Here is a 21851-nt window from a genome sequence, read left to right on the forward strand (position 1 = left end):
CGGGACGAGAGTCCAGGACCTCCCAGGAGGCGAGTCAGGGGATGTCAACCGATACATACATGACGTTCCACCGTGCCCGGTTTAGCGACCGGGCACCGGAACGCCACTGACGAGGAGAGAACGGCGCTATGCCGAAGAACAAGTCGCACAGCGGTGCCAGCAAGCGCTTCAAGATCACCGGCTCCGGCAAGGTGCTCCGCGAGCGTGCCGGCAAGCGCCACCTGCTCGAGCACAAGTCGTCCCGTCTGACGCGGCGCCTGACCGGCAACGCCGAGATGGCCCCGGGCGACGCCAAGAAGATCAAGAAGCTTCTCGGCAAGTGACGTACGGCGGCACTCCGCCGCCGTACGCCAGGACCGGGACCCAATCGAATTCGGGCCATGTGACCACCGACCACGGCCCCGCTACAAGGAGTTAACAAGTGGCACGCGTCAAGCGGGCAGTCAACGCCCACAAGAAGCGCCGGGCGATCCTCGAAGCCGCCAGCGGCTACCGCGGTCAGCGTTCGCGCCTGTACCGCAAGGCCAAGGAGCAGGTCACCCACTCCCTGGTCTACAACTACAACGACCGCAAGAAGCGCAAGGGCGACTTCCGTCAGCTGTGGATCCAGCGCATCAACGCCGCTGCCCGCGCCAACGGCATCACCTACAACCGCTTCATCCAGGGTCTGAAGGCCGCGAACATCGAGGTCGACCGCAAGATCCTGGCGGAGCTGGCCGTGAACGACGCCGGCGCGTTCGCCGCGCTCGTCGAGGTCGCCCAGAAGGCGCTGCCGTCGGACGTCAACGCGCCGAAGGCCGCGTGACGCTCGTACTGGCCTGAGCCGGACGTAGCCCGTGGACCCGCTTGCCTCAAGGCTTGCGGGTCCCTGTGCGTTCCGCTCCGCGGGTCCGGCGGGGACGCTCGCGGCCTCCGCCCCCCGGGGTGTCCGGCCCGCGTGTCCGAGGCCGTTCTTCTTCGGTGCCGTAATCCGGTCCGCCCGCCCGGTGGCCGCGTACGGCTCTCACGGTCGCGGCCCCCGGAGTACGCGTCCTGGGGTACGCGGGACCACACGCCCCCTCGGGCACGCGGACCGCACGCGGCAACCGAGCGGACGGACCGGTGAGTCCACAGGTCAGGTGCGCTCACCGGAGGGAAAGACCTGACCGCGGGAACCGAATGCCGGCACCGACCGCGGGTGGCGGTCCGGCCCTGCCGGGACCGGAGACCGCTCGCGTGACACCGGGCCCGGTCAGTCGTCCCGTGCGGTCACCCTGACCGCCCGCCGTCCGGCTGCCGGTGCTCGTCCGGTCACCGTGACCGCCCGGACGCCGGTGGTCCGTCCGGTCACCCCGACCGCCGGGACAGCCGCCCGCCCTTCCGCCCGCACCAGAGCCGCCCCCGTCCGCCCGCCGCCCGCACCGCCGTGGCCCGTGGGCCCGCGGCTCCGACCGTCGTCCTCCTTCGCAGACCCCAGAGGTGCTCCATGCCCGCCGCCCCCGTCGAGCTGATCTCCCCGCGGTCGCCCCGCGTCGTCGCCGCGCGGCGCCTGGCCCGGCGGAACTTCCGGAGCAAGGAGCGGCTGTTCCTCGCCGAGGGCCCGCAGGCCGTGCGCGAGGCGGCGGCACACCGTGCCGACGCGACCCCCACCCTCGTCGAGCTGTTCGCCACCCCCGAAGCCGCGGAGCGCTACGCCGACATCGTCGGGGACGCCCGTGCGGCCGGGGCCCGCGTGCACCTCGCCGACGAGGAGGTGATCGCCGACATCTCGACGACCGTCACCCCGCAGGGCCTCGTCGGCGTCTGCCGGTTCCTCGACACCCCGTTCGAGGAGATCCTCGCGGCGCGCCCCAGGCTCGTCGCCGTCCTCGCGCACGTCCGCGACCCCGGGAACGCCGGCACCGTACTGCGGTGCGCGGACGCGGCCGGTGCCGAGGCCGTCGTCCTCACCGACGCCTCCGTCGACCTGTACAACCCCAAGGCCGTACGGGCCTCCGTGGGGTCCCTGTTCCACCTGCCCGTCGCCGTCGGGGTTCCCGTCGAGGACGCCGTGCGGGGCCTGAAGGCGGCCGGTGTGCGGATCCTCGCCGCGGACGGCGCCGGACAGGACGACCTCGACGACGAGCTCGACGAGGGGACCATGGGCGGCCCCACCGCCTGGGTGTTCGGCAACGAGGCCTGGGGGCTCCCGGAGGAGACGCGCGCGCTGGCCGACGCCGTCGTGCGCGTTCCGATCCACGGAAAGGCCGAGAGTCTGAACCTGGCGACCGCCGCCGCCGTATGTCTCTACGCGTCCGCCCGTGCACAGCGTGCCTCCGGAGGGTGCCGCTCCGTCACTGACGGCTAGTAGGGTGACGGGCTCGGGGGACCTCCCCCAAGCTCTCGGCTTCGCTCGAGCAGGGAGGTGCCCCACCGCCAGACGAGAGGTGGGATACGGGGATGGGTGTCGGCACGAGCGGTGCGAACAGCGCGCTGCGCGCACGGGACGTGCGCGAGACGCCCGCGCCCCGGGGCGAGGAGCAACTCGGAGCCGACCTCGGTCTCGGTCCCGACGACCTGCCCGACGGACTCGTCGTCGCCGACGAGCACGGCCGGGTGATCTGCTTCAACGCCGCCGCCGCCCGCATCACCGCGGTCCCCGCCGCCGAGGCCCTCGGCCGGCAGCTGGACGCGGCCCTCCCGCTCGAAGACCTCGAAGGCCGCCGTTGGTGGCAGCTGACCGACCCCTACGGAGGGCTGGCGATCCGCGTCGGCCAGCCCGAACGCAACCTGCTGCTGCCGGGCGGCCGCGAGGTCCTGGTCTCCGCGCGCTACGTCCGCGGCCGGCCCACCGGGCCCGTCCACCGGGTCGTCGTCTCGCTGCGCGACACCGAGGCGCGCCGCCGCACCGAGCGCAGCCACGCCGAGCTGATCGCCACGGTCGCCCACGAACTGCGCTCCCCGCTCACCTCGGTCAAGGGCTTCACGGCCACCCTGCTCGCCAAGTGGGAACGCTTCACCGACGACCAGAAGAGGCTGATGCTGGAGACGGTGGACGCCGACGCCGACCGGGTCACCCGTCTCATCGCCGAGCTCCTCGACATCTCCCGCATCGATTCCGGGCGCCTCGAAGTACGCCGCCAGCCCGTCGACATAGGCGCCGCCGTCGGCCGTCACATCCAGGCCTACGTCACCTCGGGCCAGCCCGCCGACCGATTCCTGCTGCGCGTCGAACAGCCGCTGCCGCAGCTGTGGGCCGACCCGGACAAGATCGACCAGGTGCTCAGCAACCTGCTCGAAAATGCGGTGCGCCACGGCGAGGGAACCGTCACCATCGACATCACGCCCTCGGCGTCCCCGCGGGAGCGCCCCGATGACGCGACATCCGCGACCGCCGCGAGCGCCGCGCACGCCGCCACCTCGGTGACCGTGAGCGACGAGGGCACCGGCATCCCGGAGGAATCCATGAACCGCGTCTTCACCCGCTTCTGGCGGGGCAGCAAGCGCGGCGGCACGGGCCTCGGGCTGTACATCGTCAAGGGAATCGTCGAGGCCCACGGCGGGACGATCACGGTCGGCCGCGCCCCCGGCGGCGGCGCCGAGTTCCGATTTACGTTGCCCGTGAGCACCCCGGCGTATCTGCTGTAACGCCGACGAGGCCCCACGGGCGCACACGCGGGGGAGCCCCGGCCGGGACGCGCAGTCCGGCACGACCCCCCACCCCCGTTAGACTCGGCCTTTGGCACCTTTGCGTCCCCGTTTCATGTTTCAGGGACGATGCGCGTCCCCCGAGTCGGGACGGGGACCATCCGCCAGCCAACCGGAAGCACGGGAAGAGATGTCGGCACCGAATAAGTCGTACGACCCTGTAGAGGTCGAGGCCCTGAAACCGGAAGCGATCGAGCGCATGCGGGACGAGGCGCTCGCCGCCTTCGCCGCCGCCGGCGACCTCGACGCGCTCCAGGAGGCCAAGGTCGCCCACACCGGCGGCACCTCGCCGCTGGCCCTCGCCAACCGCGAGATCGGCGCCCTGCCCCCGCACGCCAAAGCCGCCGCCGGGAAGCTCGTCGGCCAGGCCCGCGGCGCCGTGAACAAGGCCCTCGCCGCCCGCCAGACCGAGCTGGAGGCCGAGCGCGACGCCCGGGTCCTGGTCGAGGAAGCGGTGGACGTCACGCTGCCCTACGACCGGGTACCGGCCGGGGCGCGCCACCCCCTGACCACGCTGTCGGAGCGCATCGAGGACGTCTTCGTGGCCATGGGCTACGAGGTCGCCGAGGGCCCCGAGGTCGAGGCCGAGTGGTTCAACTTCGACGCCCTGAACATCGGCCCGGACCACCCGGCGCGCGGTATGCAGGACACCTTCTTCGTGAAGGGCCCCGAGGGCCACGAGGAAGAGTCGAACATCGTGCTGCGCACCCACACCTCACCGGTGCAGATCCGCTCGATGCTCGACCGCGAGCCCCCGGTCTACGTGATCTGCCCGGGCCGCGTGTACCGCTCCGACGAGCTGGACGCCACGCACACCCCCGTCTTCACCCAGGTCGAGCTGCTCGCCATCGACGAGGGCCTGACGATGGCCGACCTCAAGGGCACCCTCGACCACATGGTCCAGTCGCTCTTCGGCCCGGACATGAAGACCCGGCTGCGCCCGAACTTCTTCCCGTTCACCGAGCCGTCCGCCGAGATGGACATGGTGTGCTACGTCTGCCGCGGGGACTCCGTCGGCAACCCCGACCGGCCCTGCCGCACCTGCTCCTCCGAGGGCTGGATCGAACTCGGCGGCTGCGGCATGGTCAACCCCCGTGTGCTGGTCGCCGCGGGCGTCGACCCCGAGAAGTACAGCGGATTCGCCTTCGGGTTCGGCATCGAGCGGATGCTGATGTTCCGCCACAACGTCGAAGACATGCGAGACATGGTCGAGGGTGACGTCCGGTTCACCCGGCCGTTCGGGATGGAGATCTGATGCGGGTCCCGCTTTCTTGGCTGCGGGAGTACGTCGACCTGCCGGCGACGGAGACCGGGCGCGACGTCCAGGCCAAGCTCATCTCGTCCGGCCTCGAGGTCGAGACCGTCGAGCAGCTCGGCGCGGGCCTCAAGGGCCCCCTCGTCGTCGGCCAGGTGCTGACCATCGAGGAGCTGGACGGCTTCAAGAAGCCCATCCGCTTCTGCACCGTCGACGTCGGCACCGCCAACGGCACCGGTGAGCCCCAGGAGATCGTCTGCGGCGCCCGCAACTTCGCCGTCGGCGACAAGGTCGTCGTGGTCCTGCCGGGTGCGGTCCTGCCCGGCGACTTCGCGATCGCCGCGCGCAAGACGTACGGCAGGACCTCGCACGGCATGATCTGCTCCGGCGACGAGCTGGGCATGGGCGACGACGGCAGCGGCGGCATCATCGTCCTGTCGCCCGAGCACGAGGTCGGCAGCGACGCCATCGAGCTCCTGGAACTCGTCGACGAGGTCCTGGACATCGCCGTCACCGCGAACCGCGGCGACTGCCTGTCGATGCGTGGTGTCGCCCGCGAGACCGCCATCGCGTACGGCCTGCCGCTGCGCGACCCGGCGCTGCTCGACGTACCGGCCCCGAACGCGTTCGGCTACCCGGTGCGGGTCTCCGAGCCGCTCGGCTGCGACCGCTTCACCGCGCGCACCGTGACGGGGCTGTCCGCCGAGGCACGCTCCCCGATCTGGCTGCGGCGCCGCCTGCAGAAGGCCGGGATGCGTCCCGTCTCGCTCGCCGTCGACGTCACGAACTACGTGATGCTGGAGCTCGGCCAGCCCCTGCACGCCTACGACCGCTCCCTCGTCCAGGGGACGATCGGCGTGCGCAGGGCCGAACAGGGCGAGCGCCTCACCACGCTCGACGGCACCAAGCGCATCCTCGACGCCGAGGACCTGGTGATCACCGACGACCGCGGGCCCATCGGCCTGGCGGGCGTCATGGGCGGTGCCGACACGGAGATCGCCGACCACGAGGACACCACCCGTGCCACCGGTGACGTCGTGATCGAGGCCGCGCACTTCGACCCGGTCTCCATCGCCCGCACCGCGCGCCGTCACAAGCTCGGCTCCGAGGCGTCCAAGCGCTTCGAGCGGGGCGTCGACCCGCAGGCCGCCTCCGCGGCCGCGCAGCGCACCGTCGACCTGCTGGTCCTGCTCGCGGGCGGCAGCGCCGAGGCCGGGGTGACCGAGGTCATCGCGCCGTCCGCGCCGCACACCATCAGCGCCCCGGCGAACCACCCGGACCAGGTGGCCGGTGTCGCCTACGGCCGCGAGACCGTCGTACGCCGTCTCCAGCAGGTCGGCTGCGACGTCTACGGTCAGGACGAACTCATCGTCACCGTGCCGTCCTGGCGCCCCGACCTGGTGGCGCCGAACGACCTGGCCGAAGAGGTCATCCGTCTGGAGGGCTACGAGAACCTGCCCTCCACGCTGCCGCGGCCGCCCGCCGGCCGCGGTCTGACCGACCGCCAGCGGCTGCACCGCAGGGTCGGCCGCGCGCTGGCCGGGGCGGGCCTGGTCGAGACGCTGAACTACCCCTTCCTCAGCGAGGGCGTCTTCGACCAGCTGGGTCTGGCCGCCGACGACCCGAACCGCCGGGTGGTCACGCTCGTCAACCCGCTGTCCGACGAGGAGCCGGCCCTCCGTACGACGCTGCTGCCGGGTCTGCTCGGCGCGCTGCGCCGCAACGACGGCCGTGGTGCGCACGACCTGGCGCTGTTCGAGACCGGACTGGTCTTCCACCCCCGCGGGGAGCAGCGCATCGCGTCGCGGCTCCCGGTGGACCGGCGTCCCACGGACGAGGAGATCGCGGCGCTCACCGCCACCCTCCCCGCCCAGCCCCGGCACGTCGCGGTCGTCCTCACGGGCGCCCGTGAGCAGGCCGGCTGGTGGGGCAAGGGCCGTCCGGCCGACTGGGCCGACGCGGTGGAGGCGGCACGGACCGTCGCCCGCGAGGCGGGCGCCGAGCTCGTCGTCCGCGCGGGCCGTTACGGGCCGTGGCACCCGGGCCGCTGCGCCGAGCTGGCCGTCGTGCTCGACGGCGCGGAGCAGGTCATCGGTCACGCGGGTGAGCTGCACCCGCGCGTGCTGAAGGCACTGAACCTGCCCGGACGCACCTGCGCGATGGAGCTCGACCTCGACCGACTGGAGGAGGCGGGCGCCGGAGCACTGCAGGCGCCGCGGATCTCCGGGTTCCCGGTCGCCACGCAGGACGTCGCGCTGGTCGTCGACCGAAGCGTTCCGCACGCGGAGGTGGAGGCGGCGCTGCGCGAAGGCGCCGGCGGTCTCCTGGAGTCCATCCGGCTCTTCGACGTCTACGAGAGCGAGCAGCTGGGCGAGGGCAGGAAGTCCCTGGCCTACGCGCTGCGCTTCCGCGCCGCCGACCGCACGCTGACCGTCGACGAGGCGTCGGCGGCCCGTGACGCGGCGGTGGCCCTCGCGGGTGAGCGGGTCGGGGCGGTACTGCGCGGATAGCTCCGCGGCGGGCTCCGCCGGTGGGGCCGGGGGACTGCGGGTTCTCTGCCGGCCGCGGCTTGTCCGTGGCCGGCCGCGCAGTTCCCCGCGCCCCTGGCGGGGTACGGGGTTTTCGGTCGGGTGCGGGTGCGGGTGCGGGTGCGGGTGCGTTGTGGGCGGCCGCGCCGTTCCTCGCGACGTGCGCCCCGGTGATGGCTCCCCGGGTGCCGGCCGCGCCCTCCCGGGGGTGCGGGTAACGGCGCGGCCGGCCGGGGACCGTTCGTACCCGACCGGCCGCGTCCCCCCTCGCATCCCACCCGGCAGGGCCACCGCGCATCCCACCCGGCCGGGCCACCGTGAGGGCGGTCACCTGCATAAATGCAGGCGACAGGGGGTGCCTCACTCGTTCGGGTGGGAAGTTCGGGGGATGTGGCCCGACCGGGGCATGCGGTCGACAGAATCGGACCGGGTCTCATGGAGGCCGTCCGCGCTGTCGGGCCTATTGGGGGGCCATCGGCATGATCCGTATCAAGGCTGGGGCTCCCGGTAGGGTGCGGCTCCGGACACGTGCGCGGGGGCCGGCCCGGACGGGCGCAGGCCCGCGCGGTGACCTCGACCGGTCGGTCCGGCGGGCCGACCGGACACCCCTGCGCAGGGCGCTCGGCCTCGGTCTGCCCACCGTCTGGGGCGCGATCGCGATCTCGTACAGGATGACCTGTCCGCTGGGCGAGCAGGACGGACTGGCGCCCCGGATGGTCTCCAGTGCCGTCTTCTTCGTGGTAGGAACGGGGCTGATACTCCACGTCAGGTGGACGCTCCTGCGAGAACTCAGACAGGTCCGCGAGGTCGCCGGCGCCGCCCAGAACGTGCTGCTGCGCCCGCTGCCCCCGCGCATCGACGGGCTGAACGTCGCGGCGGCCCAGGTCTCCGCGGACCGCGGCGCGAACATCGGCGGTGATCTCTACGAGGTGATCGCGACCGAGCACGGGGTACGGATCGTCATGGGTGACGTCCGCGGGCACGGCCTCGGCGCGCTCGGGACCGTCGCCGCCGTGCTCGGCAGTTTCCGGGAGGCGGCGCACGACGAGCCCTCGCTCGGGCGGGTGCTCGGACGGCTGGAGCGTGCCCTGGCCCGGCATCTGCGCGAGCGGGCGAAGGCCGAACACCCCGCGGCGGGTCCGGACCCCGAGAGCCCGGTCGCCGAGGAGTTCGTCACCGTACTGCTGCTGGAGATCCGCCGGGACGGCGAGGTGTACGCGCTGAACTGCGGTCATCCCTGGCCGTATCTGCTGCCCGGCCAGGCCGACCCGGACGGCGGCCACGGCCGTGTCGAGCGGCTGTCGGCCGGTGAACCCCTGCCGCCGCTCGGGCCGTTCCCGCTCCCGGCGGAGCTTCCTCTCGTGCACTGCGGTCAACTGCTGCCGGGCGAGGGCCTGTTCCTGCACACCGACGGTGTGGAGGACGCGCGCGACGGTCACGGCCGGTTCTTCCCGCTGCCGAGCGCGCTGAGCGAAGCGGTCCGGATCCGGCCCGCGGCACCCCAGTTCGTCCTGCACGCGGTCCTGACGGGTCTGCTGCGCCACACGCGCGGCAGACCCGCCGACGACGTCGCCGTCCTGGTCCTGCGCAACGACCGCCCGCGCACTCCCGTGCAGCAGGAGCGCCCGGTCGCCCAGCACGCGCCCCGCTAGCGGAGTCCCGGACACCCGGGACCGCGCGACGATCCGCGAAGTGCACGAAGTGCCCGCGGCGGACGGCGCGGGAAGTGCTCGCGTCGGACGATCCGCGAAGTGCCCGCGGTCGACGGACCGTCACCACGGCCCGGTACAGCCGGCGGAGCCGTCCGCCCCGCCACGGAGTGTCGGGCAGGCGGCTGGGCGGACGGCGCGGAAGCGGGCCGCCGCACTGTACGAGGGGGAGCCGGCGGCCCGGCCGGCCTCTTGCGAGGCATTTCAGTCAACCGGCCGGGAACGCTCCGCGACAGCGCGCGCACGGCACGGATACGGGCATTCCGTTCACACCCCGTGTGAAGGGGGACGCACTAGTGTGACGGCACCGACGGCACCGAGCCACCCGGGGGCCCGTATGCAGCCCAACACTCTCCTCGACGCGATCCTCGACGAGGCCGGCGTCTCGCACGCGGGACTCGCGGCCCATGTCAACCAGGCGGGGAGGGCACGCGGCCTCGCCCTCCGGTACGAACACACGGCTGTGGCACGGTGGTTGAAGGGGCAGCGTCCGCGCGGCCAGGTGCCCGACCTGATCTGTGAAGTGCTCGCGGCGCGCCTGCACCGGCCCGTCACGCTCGACGACATCGGACTCGGCGTGCCGGGCGAGCCCTCCACCGCGCACGGCACGTCCCTCTCCGGCTTCGTCGAGCGGGCCACCGCCCTGTGGCGTTCCGACGAACAGCAGCGCCCGCACATCCTCGGCGCACCGGCCGTCACCGGCACGCCCGCCGTGATGCCCGTGTGGGAGTGGGAGAACCCGCCCGAGGACGTGGACGTCTCGCGCGGCGGACGCCATCACGTCAGCATGGCCGACATCGAGATGCTGCGCTCGGCCCGCGCGCACTACGAGCAGATGTACCGCAAGGCGGGCGGCGTCGCGACCCGCACCCGGATCGTCGGCTTCCTCAACACGGAGACCGCGCCCCTGCTGCGCGGCAGCTACACCGACGCCACCGGACGCCAACTGCACCGTGCGACAGGCGGCCTGGTCGCGGTCGCCGGCATCTGCGCGTACGACTCCGACGCGCACGGGCTCGCCCAGCGCTACTTCCACCAGGCGCTGCGGCTCGCCAAGGCCAGCGGGGACCGGGGGCTCGGCGCCTACGTGATAGCGCTGCTGGTCAACCAGGCGCTGTTCATGCGGGAGTACCGGCAGTCCGTGGCCTTCGCGGAGGCCGCGCTGCGTGCCGCCGGACGCCACATCACCCCCGCCCTCGCCTCCGACCTCTACGCGATGCAGGCCAAGGCGTACGCCCATCTCGGCGACGGCAGCAGCGCGTTGTCCTGCATCCGGCGTGCCGAGCAGGCCGCCGAGCGCATCCGGCGCGGATACGAGCCCGACGAGACCGGCTATGTCCAGCCCGGCCTCGTCAACGTACAGGTGGCGGAGGCGCTGCTCAGCCTCGGCGACCTGGTGGCCGCGGCCGCGCACGCCGCCGCGGCCGTGGACACCCCGGCGCACGACCGTGGGAGAGTGCACCGGCTCGCCATGCTGAGCCAGATCGAGCTACGCCAGGGCAACGCCGACAAGGCGGCGGCCACCGCCGTCCAGATGGCCGAGCAGGCGCGCGGAATGGAGTCCCAGCGGCTGCGCGACAGACTGCGCGCGGTACGCGAACACCTGGTGCGCAGCGGCTGCGCGGGCACGGCCGAGGCAGCCGAACTCATCGACGGAGCGCTGCGCGTACCGCTCTAGACCACCGGGTCCGCCCCCGCCCCGTGCGCTGCCGTGCGCCTGCTGTCAGGCCGCTCCTGCTGCGATATTGCCATCTACTCGGCGGAAGGTGGCAGAACCGTGCAGTGGACGAAACTGAACGAACAAACTGTGTACGCAAACCGCTGGTTCAGCGTCAATCTCGCAGATGTCGAACTGCCGGACGGCCGGCATCTCGATCACTTCCTGATACGGCTGCGTCCCGTGGCCGTGGCCACCGTGGTGAACGACGCCAACGAGGTGCTGCTCCTGTGGCGGCACCGGTTCATCACCGACAGTTGGGGGTGGGAACTCGCGGCGGGTGTCGTCGAGGACGGCGAGGACATCGCCGTCGCGGCGGCCCGCGAACTGGAGGAGGAGACCGGCTGGCGACCGGGACCCCTGCGTCATCTGATGAGCGTCGAGCCCTCCAACGGGCTCACCGACGCCCGGCACCACGTCTACTGGGCCGACGCAGGCGCCTACATCGGACACCCCGTGGACGACTACGAGTCCGACCGTCGGGAATGGGTTCCCCTCAAGCTCGTCCCCGACATGGTCGCCCGCGGAGAGGTCCCGGCCGCCAACATGGCTGCCGCTCTGCTCCTCCTGCACCACCTCAGGCTCGGGCAGGACGCCGTGCCCTGATCGATCACCCCCGGCGTCCGGGGCCCTAGTGGCCCAGGGCCTGCCAGACCGCCACGGCGAGCGCGCCCACGGCCGTGATCGCCGCGACCGCGGGCAGTGGCCAGCGGGTGTGTTCCATCGCGACGACGCGTGTGCTGAGGTCGTCCACGTCCTTGGCGGTCTGTTCGGCGCGGTGACTGAGCAGGGTCAGCCCTCCTTCGACGCGGGCCTGCGCCACGTCGAGTCTGCGGCGTAACTCCGCGAGTTCTCCATGGACCACGGGATGCTCCGGGTCGGCGGTCACGTGTCCGCTCCTTTCCGTAGTCGTCACATCCCTTGCATGTACACGGAAAGTCAACTCGCCTGGTGAGTGCGTGGGGAGCGTGTGCGAGCGGCATATGCGGGCCCGGCGCGCACACGGCGTGTGAATGACGCGGGCCCGGCACCGTCAAGGGTGCCGGGCCCGCGCGAGCCCGCGGCCGACTCCACGTGATCGGGCCGGCGGGGGAGGGAATCAGCCGTACGTGTAGAACCCGGAGCCGGACTTCCGGCCCAGCCGGCCCGCGTCGACCATGCGCTGGAGCAGCGGGGGAGCGGCGTACAGCGGCTCCTTGTACTCCTCATACATCGAATACGCGACCGAGGCCACCGTGTCCAGACCGATCAGGTCGGAGAGCTTCAGCGGACCCATCGGGTGGGCGCAGCCCATCTCCATGCCGTTGTCGATGTCCTCGCGGCTGGCGATGCCCGACTCGAACATCCGGATCGCGGAGAGCAGGTACGGGATCAGCAGCGCGTTCACCACGAAGCCGGAGCGGTCCTGGGCGCGGATCGCGTGCTTGCCGAGTGCCTTCTCGGCGAACAGCTGCGCCCGGCCGAGGGTGCCCTCGGAGGTGGTCAGCGCCGGAATCAGCTCGACGAGCTGCTGCACCGGCGCCGGGTTGAAGAAGTGGATCCCGACGACCTGGTCGGGGCGTGAGGTGGCGACGGCGAGCCGGACCAGTGGAATCGAGGAGGTGTTCGAGGCGAGGATGGCGTCCTGCCGGGTCACCACCTGGTCGAGCACCTGGAAGATCTCGGTCTTCACCTGCTCGTTCTCGACGACGGCCTCGATCACCAGGTCCCGGTCGGCGAACTCGCCGAGGTCGGTGGTGAAGCTCAGCCGGTCCTGGGTGGCCGCGAGCTCGTCGGCGGAGATCTTCCCGCGCTCGGCCGCCTTGGAGAGGGAGTTGAACAGCCGGGTACGGCCGATCTCCAGAGCCTCACCCGTGGTCTCGGCGACCTTGACGTCAAGACCCGCACGGGCGCACACCTCGGCGATGCCCGCTCCCATCTGGCCGCAGCCCACCACTCCGACGCGTTCGATGTCGGTCACATCGTCCCCTTCGTTGATCTACGGGCCTGGCAGGTCCCCCGTTGTTCGGCGCCTGCTCCGATCGTGCACGTTACCCGGAAGTATCGATGATCGATCGCCCGGGGCGGGCATGCTGGGCGATGGGACGATCCGTGACCGGGCGGGTCCACAGGGTAAGAGGAGTACGCGGATGGGGCGGGTGTCACGGCGGACGTTCACGGTGGCCGCGGCGGCGGTGCTCGCGGGCCCGGTCGCCACGGGTGACTCGGTGGCGGGACCCGGCACCGGGGGCACCCCCGGTCCGCCCGGCCGGCGGGGTGCCCCCGCGGAGCTGCGCGGCATGTGGCTGGCGACCGTCCTGAACCGGGACTGGCCCTCGCGGGCCGGACTGTCGCCGGACCGGCAGCGTGCCGAACTCGTCGGCCATCTCGACACCGCGGTCCGCCGCCGTCTCAACGCCGTGATCTTCCAGGTGCGCCCCGCGGCCGACGCCCTGTGGCCCTCGGCGTACGAGCCGTGGTCGCAGTACCTCACCGGAGTCCAGGGCCGGGACCCAGGCTGGGACCCGCTCGGCACCGCGGTCGAGGAGGCCCACGCGCGGGGTCTGGAACTGCACGCCTGGTTCAACCCGTACCGGATCGCCCCGCACACCGACCCGGGCAGGTTGGCGGCGAACCATCCGGCGCGCACACACCCCGGCTGGGTCGTCCGGTACGGGGGGAAGATGTATTACAACCCAGGACTGCCGGCCGTGCGGTCGTTCGTGCAGGAGGCGATGCTCGACGCGGTGCGCAAGTACCCGGTCGACGCGGTGCACTGGGACGACTACTTCTATCCGTACCCCGTCGCCGGACAGGCCTTCGACGACGGCGCCGCGTACGCGGCACACGGCGCGGGCTTCCCGGACCGGGCCGCCTGGCGGCGTGACAACATCGACCGACTGGTACGGGAGATGGGCGCCCGCGTCCGGCAGATCCGTCCCGGCACACGCTTCGGCATCAGCCCGTTCGGCGTGTGGCGCAACGCGGCGAGCGACCCGCACGGCTCCGACACCCGGGCCGGCGTGCAGACGTACGACGATCTGCACGCCGACACCAGGAAATGGGTCCGTGAACGCTGGATCGACTACGTCTGCCCGCAGGTCTACTGGAATCTCGGCTTCGCCGCCGCCGACTACGCGAAGCTCGTGCCCTGGTGGGCGGCCGTCACCCAGGGCACCGGCGTGCGGCTGTACGTGGGCGAGGCGCTCTACAAGGCCGGCGACCCGGCGCAGCCCGCCGCCTGGCAGGACCCGGCCGAACTCTCCCGGCATCTCGCCTTCGCGCGGGCGTACCCGCAGGTGGGCGGACACGTCTTCTTCTCCGCCAAGGGGGTCGGCTCGGATCCCCTCGGCGCGATGACGCGGGTCGTGGCCGACCACTACCGGCAGCCGGCGACACCCGGGCGCTGAACCGCCGCCGGGCGTCACCGGCCCCGGTGACGGGACTACCGCATGGGGTCCTTGTGCTTGATCTCGGAATCGGGGCCGGGAGAGCAGACCGCCTCGTGACCGTCCGTGAACCGGACGCGATACGGAGGAGTCCCCTCCTTGCCCATGACCTGGGTGATCTCCGCGACCTTGTCGTGCTGTCCGACGACCCTGCCGTGCTGCACGAGCTGGTCGCCCTCGGTTGCGCGCATCTGAGGTCTCCCTCGCCAGTTGCGGGAGTGGTGGAGTGGTGGAGTGGTGGACCGGGGCCTGAGCCCGCGGCTGGTGGTGCCGGTCGACCCCGGCATCCGTGTGCTGCTCAGCCCCGCGCTCGCTGGGTGAGGGCGATGCAGACCAGCACGGCCGCCGCCGTCAGGGGCGCGGCCGGTGTGAGCCGCTCGCCGAGGAGCAGTACCGACCACACCAGTGTGAGCAGCGGTTGCGCGAGCTGCAACTGGCTGGCCTTCGGAATCCCGATCGCCGCCATACCGCGGTACCAGACGACCAGCCCGAGGAACTGCGAGCCGACCGCCACCCACAGCAGCCCCGTCACACTGTGCGCCGACAGCCGCGCGGGCTCGTACGACAGCGCCACCAGCGCGCCCGGCAGCGACAGCGGCAGACACAGGACCAGCGCCCAGCCGATCACCTGCCACCCCGGCATCACCCGGGCCAGCCGGCCGCCCTCGGTGTAGCCCGCCGCGCAGATCAGCAGCGCGCCGAAGAGATAAGCGTCCGCGCTGGTCAGCGCTCCGCCGCTCTGCTGCACGGTGAAGGCGATCACCGCGGCCGCTCCCGCCAGCGCGGCGCCCCAGAACAGCCGGGAGGGCCGCGCACCGGTGCGCAGTGCCGAGAACAGCGCCGTCGTCAGCGGCAGCAGGCCGACGACCACGGCCGCGTGGGCTGTGGTGGAGGTCCGCAGCGCGAGCGTCGTCAGCAGCGGGAAGCCCAGGACGACGCCCGCGGCGACCACGGCGAGCCCCGCCCGGTGCCGCCGCGTCGGTACGGGCACGCGCAGCGCCAGCAGGCAGCCGCCCGCGACGACGGCCGCGAGGGCGCTGCGCACGGCGACCAGGGACCAGGGTCCGAAGCCCTCCAGGCCCCAGGCGGTGGCGGGGAAGGTCAGGGAGAAGGCGGTGACGCCGAGGGCGGCCTGCAGGGTGCCGGAGCGGTGGCCGTCCGGGCCGTCCGTCCCGGGGGCGGTGACCGCTATCTCCGACCCCTGGATAGCGCTACTCTGTACTCTCATGCAGCAGAGTAGCAGCGTGACGGAACTGGCCAACAGGCTGCGACAGGAAGTCAACCGCTACCCATCTGGTGGAAAGCTGCCGTCGAGCAGAGCGCTCGTGGAGCGGTTCAGGGTGAGCCCGGTGACCGTGTCACGAGCGCTGGCGCAGCTGGCCGCCGAGGGGCTGGTGGTCACCAGACCCGGGGCCGGCGCCTTCCGGGCACGCCCCCGCACCCCCGCCGCACCGGTCGGGGACACCTCCTGGCAGGAGGTCACGCTGAGCGCGGACGCCGCCGCCGAACTCGTCCCGCGGACGGTGGACGCCTCCGCGGTCCTGGCCACGCTGGCCGCCCCGCCGGCCGGCGTCGTCGAGTTCAACGGCGGCTATCTCCACCCCTCGCTCCAGCCCGAGCGGGCCATGGGCGCCGCCCTGTCCCGGGCGGGCCGCCGCCCCGGCGCCTGGTCCCGGCCGCCGGTGGAGGGGCTCGCGGAGCTGCGCGAGTGGTTCGCGCGCGGGATCGGCGGCGCGATCACCGCCGCGGAGGTGCTCGTCACGGCGGGCGGCCAGTCGGCACTCACCACCGCCCTGCGCGCCCTCGCCCCGCCCGGCGCACCGGTCCTCGTCGAATCGCCCACCTATCCGGGCATGCTGGCCATCGCCCGCGCGGCCGGGCTGCGCCCCGTTCCGGTACCGGTGGACCCCGACGGGGTGAAGCCGGACCTGCTCGCCGACGCCTTCAGGGCCACCGGCGCGCGGGTCTTCGTCTGCCAGCCGCTGTTCCAGAACCCCACCGGCGCCGTGCTCGCCCCCGAGCGGCGGGGCGAGGTGCTGCGGATCGCGCGGGAGGCCGGCGCGTTCGTGGTCGAGGACGACTTCGTGCGCCGGCTCGTGCACGAGGACGCGGGCCCGCTGCCGCGCCCGCTGGCCGCCGACGACCCCGACGGTGTCGTGGTGCACGTCGGTTCCCTGACCAAGGCGACCTCGCCGAGCTTCCGGGTCGGCGTGCTGGCCGCGCGCGGACCGGTCCTGGAGCGGCTGCGGGCCATCCAGGTCGTCGAGACGTTCTTCGTACCGCGCCCGCTCCAGGAGGCCGCGCTCGAACTCGTCGGCTCACCGGCCTGGCCCCGCCATCTGCGGTCCGTCTCCGCCGAGCTGAGAAACCGGCGGGACACCATGACCGCCGCGCTGCGGCTGCGGCTCCCCGAACTCGCCCTGCCGCACATCCCGTCCGGCGGCTACCACCTGTGGGTGCGGCTGCCCGACGGCACCGACGAGTCCGCCCTGGCCGCCACCGCCCTGCGCGCGGGCGTGGCCGTCGCCCCCGGCCGCCCCTACTTCAGCGCCGAACCCCCGGCCGCGCACCTCCGCCTGAGCTTCGCGGCGGTCGCCGGCACGGAGGAGATCACGGAGGGCGTACGACGGTTGCGCGCCGCCCGCGACGAGGCGGCGCGCTGACCCGCGCCGCCCGGGACGAGACGCCGCGCTGACCCGCGCCGCCCGGGTGGAGGGGCCGTCCCGACCCGCGCGGTCCGGGTGGAGGGGGCGCCGCGCCGCCCGGGACGACGTTCCGGCCCGCCCGCCCCTCCCGCCCCCGCCCCGTCCCCGCGCGGGAACGAAAACCGCTCGACCTCACCGCGCCGACCTGCCACCCTCCCCGCATGACCGACCCACAGCAGCTCCCCGACGGCTACGAGATCTCCGCCGACCCGGCCCGCGTCGATGCCGCCCGCGTGCACCACTGGCTCTCCACGGACGCGTACTGGGCGCTGGGCCGCTCCCGCGAGAAGCAGGAGCGGGCGATCGCGGGCTCGCTCAACTTCGGGGTGTACGACGGCCCTTCGGGAGAACAGGTGGCGTACGCCCGTGTGGTCACCGACGAGGCGACCTTCGCCTGGCTCTGCGACGTCTACGTCGAACCGTCCGTCCGCGGCAAGGGGCTGGGATCCGCCCTGGTGACAGCCGTCCGCGACCACCTCGAACCCTTCGGCCTGCGCCGGGTCCTGCTCGCCACGCACGACGCGCACGGCGTCTACGAGAAGATCGGCTTCAGGCCGCTGGACCAACCCGGCCGGTGGATGGCACTCGTAGCGCGGTAAGTCCGCGAACACCCTGCGTAGCACCCCTTGACCTGCGGAGTTCCGCGTTCCACGATCTGCGCATGCATCTTCGGGTCACGTTCGTCGCTGCCTCGCGCAGTTCGTCGTTGCTCGCCGAGCGCTTCGAGGACGACCGGCCGCTGGACCAGGCGGGCTGGGAGGAGGTGCAGCGCGCCGCCCCCGAACTGGTACCGCTGGCGGCGGCCGAGCTGCGCTACTGCTCACCGACTCCGCGCAGCCGCGCCACCGGCGACGCGCTCGGTTACGCGCCGCTGGTCCAACCCGCGCTGCGGGACTGCGACATGGGCCGCTGGCGGGGGTTCACCCTGGGCGAGGCGATGGCCCGCGAGCCGTCGGCGGTGGACGCCTGGCTCGCCGACCCGCGCTCCGCCCCGCACGGCGGAGAGTCCCTGATGTCCTTCGTCTCGCGCGTCGGCGGCTGGCTCGACACCCGTCCCGCGGACGACGGCGGCCGGATCGTCGCGGTCGCGGAACCGTCCGTGGTGCGGGCCGCGCTCGTCTACGCACTGCGGGCCCAGCCGACGACGTACTGGAACATCGACGTGCGCCCCCTGTCCGCGATGACGCTCACCGGGCACAACGGCCGATGGAACCTGCGCCTGGAGCCGACGCAGCGTGGCTGACCAGCGCCGCGGCGGGCGACCCGCGCGCTGTCCTCAGGGCGTCCGGGTGTACTCGGTGGTGAGGAGCAGGTCCTTGGCGGGGCCGCCCACCCGCCACACCGTGCGCCAGCGGTCCGCCGCGAACACCGTGAACTCGCCCCGGTAGAGGTCCGCCGCGCACGGGTGGTCGGCGACGTGCCGGCCCGTGGCCAGGTCCAGGTCGTGGAAGGGGCGGCCGTCGGAGAACCGGACGGCCGCGGTGCCCGCGCGCGGTCCGGGCAGGAACCACAGCGTGCGCTCCGCGGGCCTGGAGGTGCCCTGCCAGGTGAAGACACCGGACTCGTGATGGAGCAGTCCGTCGCCCCGGTCGCCCCGGTCGTCGAGAGGCGAGGCCGGCGAGATCGATGAGGACGGCGAGAACACGGTCGTTCCGGTGAAACGCCCCTCCGCGCCGCTCGCGCGATCCCGCACCGAACGCTCCACCCGCCAGCTGCCGGTCAGGTACGCCAGTGCGTCGGCCACCGGCCAGAACTCGCCCACGGGTTCCTCAGGACCGTCCACGGGGCTTGCCCCGCCGACCGCCCTTGGTGCCACCGGACCCGCCGCGAGAGCCCTTGCCACCCGCTCTGCCGCCCGCCGCGCCGCCCGTCCTGCCCCCCACGGGCTTCTTCCGCCCGCCGGCCGCGTCGGCACGCTTGCCCTTGCCCGAAGCGGAAGCCGAAGCCGTACCCGAAGCGGGCGCCGGCGTCTGTGAGCGTCCGCGTGAGCTGTTGACGGTCCGGCCTCGGACGATCCCGATGAAGTCCTCCACCAGATCGGAGGTCGCCTCCTCCGGCCAGGACAGCGCGACGCGCGACTCCGGGGCGTCCGTGAGCGGCCGGTAGGTGAGGTCCTTGCGGTGGTGCAGGCGCGCGAGCGACTGGGGCACGACGAGCAGCCCGACACCCGCCGCCACGAGCTCGACCGCGTCCTCGGTGGTGGCGGGACGCTCGAACGCGGGCCGGCCCGGCGGACGCTCCCAGTCGAGGGTGTCGTCGAGCGGGTGCAGCACGATGTCGTCGGCCAGGTCCTCGGCGGTCACCTCGTCGACCGCCGCCACGACGTGATCCCTCGGGACCACGACGACCGTCGTCTCGGTGTAGAGCGGGATCGCGCTGAGGTCCTCACGGTCGACCGGCAGCCGTACGAATCCGGCATCGGCGCCGCGGTCCCGCAGTACGCCGAACGCCTCGGCGGCGGACACCGCGACGAGGGTCAGGGGGACGTCGGGCAGCCGCTCGTTCCAGATCCGCACCCACTTCGTGGGCGTCACTCCCGGGACATAGGCGAGCCGGAACGAAGGAGGTACTTCCGAGCCTGTCACCTCGCCAGGCTATCGGTCGTGGTCGGAGGTCGCGCACACGCTCGATACCCTTGACACCATGACGTCGCACCAGACCACCCAGACCATGAAGCCCGCCACCGCGGCGAAGAAGCTGGGTGTGTACCTCGAAGCCACCCCCGCCGAGTTCCAGGAGGGCGTCGTCTCGCGCGCCGAGCTGAACGCGCTGCAGACCGACCCGCCCGCGTGGCTGCAGGAACTGCGACGCAACGGCCCGCACCCCCGGCCGGTGGTCGCCGCGCGGCTGGGCGTCTCCATCGCCGGGCTCGCCCGCGGCGGGGTCACCGACCCGCTCACCACGGAGCAGATCGACGCGCTGAAGCAGGAGGACCCCGGGTGGCTGCGCCGGGAGCGCGCCACGCAGGCCGAGGTCCGCAAGGAAGAGGAGCGCATCAAGGAGCGGAACGCGCAGCGCGCGGCCCAGCCCCGCGACAGCCGCTCCTGACCTCCGCCACCGCCTGACCTCCGTCACTGCCTGACCTCCGTCACTTTCCGAGCTCCGTCCTTTCCCGAGCTCCGTCTCCCGCCCCTTTTCCCCCGGGCCGGGACCTCCGGGCCACCCGTGCCGCGGCTTACGCTGTGCGCATGGGTGGGACCCTGTGGTCAGTGACCGTGCCGAGCCCCGCGCGTGTCCGATGACCGCCGATCCGTGCTCCGCCGACCACCTCGCCGACTCCGCGCGCACCGCGTACCCGCCGCCGACCCGTGACCCACTGAGACGTTGCGCTGCAACTGGCGGGTTTGCAATCGACCTGGCGGGTTGTGCGCAGGGCAGCGCCGACGGTGCGTGCGCAGGCACCGGCTCATCAGCCCAGGCCAACCCGCCGACAGTCTCCAGTCAGGCGTCGGCCGAGAGCTCTGGATCTGCGAGGGCATCGGCAAATCGCTCCTCAGAAGCGAGGGCGCGCAGGAGCGGGCCGACCAAGCGGCGGGTAACGGCGCCGGGAGCGTCATTGAGTTCGGCCCAGGTGGTTCCGGTCGCCTCCCTATAGGTGTCCTGGTCATAGCGGGTGGTGGAGCCGAAGCCGCCCCAGTTCTGCTGGCCGGAGTAGGGGCGACGACCACGAAGCCGGATGGCACCCACGGCGAGGGCCCAGTTCCCCACGTAGCCAGCCTCCTCGGCGGCGGCGAGCACGAGAGCGAGGCAGCGGCGAGTGAGGCTCACTGCCGAGGCATCGAAGATCATCTGGTCGCCGGAGTCGATCGCGTCCGAGAAACGGCTGGAGAACAGCCTCAGGCCGCCGTTCTCGAACACCTGCAGTTCGATCACGTCCTCCGCGCGGTAGCTGCCCTCGACGGGAGCGTATGCGCGGGCCTCCCCGAGATTGGTGGAGGCCCGGGCGGCGCCCCCGTTGCGTCGGTAGCCGTTGCCTGCGTCCAGGAGGTCCGGGGAGGCGTCGACGCCGGTCAGGATGGCGTTCAAGGCTGGAGTGTGGGCGCGCTGGATGAATTCGGCGAGTTTCACGTTCCAGCCATGTCCGCTGGTGAGCTTCAGGAGCATGTCCCGGCGGCCCGCCAGGGGATGAGCGACCAGGAAGAGGTGGGATTGCTCGCCGACCTCGCGCAGCGGGTCCTGGTCGAATTCCCGCTGCAGCAGGGCGAGCGCGTCTTGTTCGGCCGACCGGCGCTGCTCGTGGAGGCGCGCGACCTCGGCGTCGGTAAGCACGTGCTTGGTCTTGTCATTGCGGCCGTAGTAGCGGCCGTCGACCATGTGGGGTGCCTGCGGGCTTGCCGGGACATGGACGAGGAGATAGCCCTGGGTGCGGTCCGCGTCGGTGGCGATGACCTCGGTGACGACGTTGAATGGCGGGTCGGGGATGGAGCGGGCGACGGAGTCGACCTTCTCCGCCAGGCCGTCCAGCGGCTGCGGCGTGAGGTTGAACGTGCGGTTGGGTTTATCCTCGCCGATACCGATGATCAGGGTTCCGCCGTCGATGGCGAACGAGGACAGGTCCTTGGCCAGTTCCTTGTTGTCGCCCTTGGTGACGAGCTCCTTCTTCACATCCAGACGACTCGACTCGTCGATAAGCCCGCCGTCGATGACGGACTGAAGATCGGCTTCGCTTTTGGGTGTCCATCGGGGGGTATCCGAGGAGAGGTAGATCGACGTCACGGGCATCCCTACGACTCGTGCAGCAGATGCCTCCGTCCCGGAGGCGTTGACGGAGAGTATGACCATCTGCACCAACGGGCGCATTTGGATTCCTGATATCAGGAACCGCGGACCAGCCACCCGCTGG

General features: G+C 72.4%; 21 protein-coding genes. 14 read left to right on the forward strand and 7 right to left on the reverse strand.

All coding sequences use genetic code 11. The annotated features are described in order from the left end of the window. The first annotated feature begins 128 nt into the window (after positions 1-128). The 9 genes from rpmI (at position 129) to GFH48_RS32020 (ending at position 11481) form a co-directional block, all read left to right on the forward strand. Positions 129-323 (forward strand): 50S ribosomal protein L35, encoded by a 195-nt coding sequence (gene rpmI, locus GFH48_RS31980; protein ID WP_003947156.1) that lies wholly within the window; start codon positions 129-131, stop codon positions 321-323. A 98-nt stretch (positions 324-421) separates the two neighbouring features. Continuing rightward, positions 422-805, forward strand: a complete 384-nt coding sequence (gene rplT, locus GFH48_RS31985; RefSeq protein ID WP_054236131.1) for a 50S ribosomal protein L20 — start codon at positions 422-424, stop codon at positions 803-805. 660 nt (positions 806-1465) lie between these two features. Continuing rightward, positions 1466-2326 carry a TrmH family RNA methyltransferase gene (locus GFH48_RS31990; protein WP_153291567.1) on the forward strand — a complete coding sequence of 287 codons (861 nt, stop codon included), beginning with the start codon at positions 1466-1468 and terminating at the stop codon, positions 2324-2326. A gap of 92 nt (positions 2327-2418) precedes the next feature. Next, complete coding sequence (locus GFH48_RS31995) at positions 2419-3606, forward strand: sensor histidine kinase (RefSeq protein WP_153291568.1); 1188 nt, start codon at positions 2419-2421, stop codon at positions 3604-3606. 190 nt (positions 3607-3796) lie between these two features. Beyond that, complete coding sequence (gene pheS, locus GFH48_RS32000) at positions 3797-4921, forward strand: phenylalanine--tRNA ligase subunit alpha (protein ID WP_153291569.1); 1125 nt, start codon at positions 3797-3799, stop codon at positions 4919-4921. Beyond that, complete coding sequence (gene pheT / locus GFH48_RS32005; protein WP_153291570.1) at positions 4921-7431, forward strand: phenylalanine--tRNA ligase subunit beta; 2511 nt, start codon at positions 4921-4923, stop codon at positions 7429-7431. Before pheS ends, pheT begins: the two co-directional genes overlap by 1 nt. Positions 7432-7928: 497 nt before the next feature. Beyond that, positions 7929-9101, forward strand: coding sequence for a PP2C family protein-serine/threonine phosphatase (locus GFH48_RS32010; RefSeq protein ID WP_153291571.1), 1173 nt, complete (start codon positions 7929-7931; stop codon positions 9099-9101). Positions 9102-9495: 394 nt separating this feature from the next. After that, on the forward strand, positions 9496-10836 hold the full coding sequence (locus tag GFH48_RS32015; protein WP_153291572.1) for a transcriptional regulator: 1341 nt from the start codon (positions 9496-9498) through the stop codon (positions 10834-10836). Positions 10837-10935: 99 nt separating this feature from the next. Beyond that, positions 10936-11481: an NUDIX hydrolase gene (locus GFH48_RS32020; protein ID WP_153291573.1), complete on the forward strand. Its 546-nt coding sequence runs from the start codon at positions 10936-10938 to the stop codon at positions 11479-11481. 25 nt (positions 11482-11506) lie between these two features. Here the strand turns inward: GFH48_RS32020 and GFH48_RS32025 are convergent, their stop codons facing one another. Beyond that, entirely contained in the window at positions 11507-11764 is a 258-nt protein-coding gene (locus tag GFH48_RS32025; protein ID WP_153291574.1) for a hypothetical protein, read from the reverse strand. A gap of 210 nt (positions 11765-11974) precedes the next feature. After that, positions 11975-12835, reverse strand: a complete 861-nt coding sequence (locus GFH48_RS32030; protein ID WP_194280731.1) for a 3-hydroxybutyryl-CoA dehydrogenase — start codon at positions 12833-12835, stop codon at positions 11975-11977. A gap of 169 nt (positions 12836-13004) precedes the next feature. Between GFH48_RS32030 and GFH48_RS32035 the strand changes: the two genes are divergently transcribed. After that, positions 13005-14264, forward strand: coding sequence for a glycoside hydrolase family 10 protein (locus GFH48_RS32035; RefSeq protein WP_153291576.1), 1260 nt, complete (start codon positions 13005-13007; stop codon positions 14262-14264). A 35-nt stretch (positions 14265-14299) separates the two neighbouring features. Here GFH48_RS32035 and GFH48_RS32040 read toward each other — a convergent pair whose 3' ends face one another. Together GFH48_RS32040 and GFH48_RS32045 are read right to left on the reverse strand one after the other, a co-directional pair. Beyond that, positions 14300-14494 carry a DUF1918 domain-containing protein gene (locus tag GFH48_RS32040; RefSeq protein ID WP_153291577.1) on the reverse strand — a complete coding sequence of 65 codons (195 nt, stop codon included), beginning with the start codon at positions 14492-14494 and terminating at the stop codon, positions 14300-14302. Between the two features lie 107 nt (positions 14495-14601). Continuing rightward, on the reverse strand, positions 14602-15531 hold the full coding sequence (locus GFH48_RS32045; protein WP_153291578.1) for a DMT family transporter: 930 nt from the start codon (positions 15529-15531) through the stop codon (positions 14602-14604). On the opposite strand from GFH48_RS32045, the gene GFH48_RS32050 reads away from it, so the two are divergent. The 3 genes from GFH48_RS32050 to GFH48_RS32060 all read left to right on the forward strand — a co-directional run bounded on the left by GFH48_RS32050 (position 15530) and on the right by GFH48_RS32060 (position 18251). Further along, positions 15530-16966, forward strand: a complete 1437-nt coding sequence (locus GFH48_RS32050; protein WP_153291579.1) for an aminotransferase-like domain-containing protein — start codon at positions 15530-15532, stop codon at positions 16964-16966. The two genes, GFH48_RS32045 and GFH48_RS32050, sit on opposite strands and share 2 nt — an antisense overlap. A 203-nt stretch (positions 16967-17169) precedes the next feature. Beyond that, a complete protein-coding gene (locus GFH48_RS32055) occupies positions 17170-17607 on the forward strand; it encodes a GNAT family N-acetyltransferase (RefSeq protein ID WP_153291580.1) in 438 nt (145 codons plus the stop codon). Positions 17608-17669: 62 nt separating this feature from the next. Beyond that, entirely contained in the window at positions 17670-18251 is a 582-nt protein-coding gene (locus GFH48_RS32060) for a histidine phosphatase family protein (protein WP_153291581.1), read from the forward strand. 33 nt (positions 18252-18284) lie between these two features. Here GFH48_RS32060 and GFH48_RS32065 read toward each other — a convergent pair whose 3' ends face one another. Further along, a complete protein-coding gene (locus GFH48_RS32065; protein ID WP_153291582.1) occupies positions 18285-18770 on the reverse strand; it encodes a DUF6314 family protein in 486 nt (161 codons plus the stop codon). 7 nt (positions 18771-18777) lie between these two features. Beyond that, the gene (locus tag GFH48_RS32070; RefSeq protein ID WP_153291583.1) at positions 18778-19593 is read right to left on the reverse strand and encodes a LysR substrate-binding domain-containing protein; all 816 of its coding nucleotides are present in this window, start codon (positions 19591-19593) and stop codon (positions 18778-18780) included. 58 nt (positions 19594-19651) lie between these two features. Between GFH48_RS32070 and GFH48_RS32075 the strand changes: the two genes are divergently transcribed. Then, the gene (locus GFH48_RS32075; protein ID WP_153291584.1) at positions 19652-20056 is read left to right on the forward strand and encodes a DUF5997 family protein; all 405 of its coding nucleotides are present in this window, start codon (positions 19652-19654) and stop codon (positions 20054-20056) included. Positions 20057-20449: 393 nt separating this feature from the next. Here GFH48_RS32075 and GFH48_RS32080 read toward each other — a convergent pair whose 3' ends face one another. Further along, positions 20450-21724: an AlbA family DNA-binding domain-containing protein gene (locus GFH48_RS32080; protein ID WP_194280732.1), complete on the reverse strand. Its 1275-nt coding sequence runs from the start codon at positions 21722-21724 to the stop codon at positions 20450-20452. Between the last annotated feature and the right edge of the window lie 127 nt (positions 21725-21851).

The sequence above is a fragment of the Streptomyces fagopyri genome (assembly GCF_009498275.1).
GTDB lineage: Bacteria > Actinomycetota > Actinomycetes > Streptomycetales > Streptomycetaceae > Streptomyces > Streptomyces fagopyri.

Bases quoted from the DNA above. Each gene is read 5' to 3' on its own strand.
- rpmI (WP_003947156.1), top strand. From the start codon at position 129: ATGCCGAAGAACAAGTCGCACAGCGGTGCCAGCAAGCGCTTCAAGATC.
- GFH48_RS31990 (WP_153291567.1), top strand. From the start codon at position 1,466: ATGCCCGCCGCCCCCGTCGAGCTGATCTCCCCGCGGTCGCCCCGCGTC.
- GFH48_RS31995 (WP_153291568.1), top strand. From the start codon at position 2,419: ATGGGTGTCGGCACGAGCGGTGCGAACAGCGCGCTGCGCGCACGGGAC.
- pheS (WP_153291569.1), top strand. From the start codon at position 3,797: ATGTCGGCACCGAATAAGTCGTACGACCCTGTAGAGGTCGAGGCCCTG.
- pheT (WP_153291570.1), top strand. From the start codon at position 4,921: ATGCGGGTCCCGCTTTCTTGGCTGCGGGAGTACGTCGACCTGCCGGCG.
- GFH48_RS32010 (WP_153291571.1), top strand. From the start codon at position 7,929: ATGATCCGTATCAAGGCTGGGGCTCCCGGTAGGGTGCGGCTCCGGACA.
- GFH48_RS32015 (WP_153291572.1), top strand. From the start codon at position 9,496: ATGCAGCCCAACACTCTCCTCGACGCGATCCTCGACGAGGCCGGCGTC.
- GFH48_RS32035 (WP_153291576.1), top strand. From the start codon at position 13,005: ATGGGGCGGGTGTCACGGCGGACGTTCACGGTGGCCGCGGCGGCGGTG.
- GFH48_RS32040 (WP_153291577.1), bottom strand. From the start codon at position 14,494: ATGCGCGCAACCGAGGGCGACCAGCTCGTGCAGCACGGCAGGGTCGTC.
- GFH48_RS32050 (WP_153291579.1), top strand. From the start codon at position 15,530: ATGCAGCAGAGTAGCAGCGTGACGGAACTGGCCAACAGGCTGCGACAG.
- GFH48_RS32045 (WP_153291578.1), bottom strand. From the start codon at position 15,531: ATGAGAGTACAGAGTAGCGCTATCCAGGGGTCGGAGATAGCGGTCACC.
- GFH48_RS32055 (WP_153291580.1), top strand. From the start codon at position 17,170: ATGACCGACCCACAGCAGCTCCCCGACGGCTACGAGATCTCCGCCGAC.
- GFH48_RS32060 (WP_153291581.1), top strand. From the start codon at position 17,670: ATGCATCTTCGGGTCACGTTCGTCGCTGCCTCGCGCAGTTCGTCGTTG.
- GFH48_RS32075 (WP_153291584.1), top strand. From the start codon at position 19,652: ATGACGTCGCACCAGACCACCCAGACCATGAAGCCCGCCACCGCGGCG.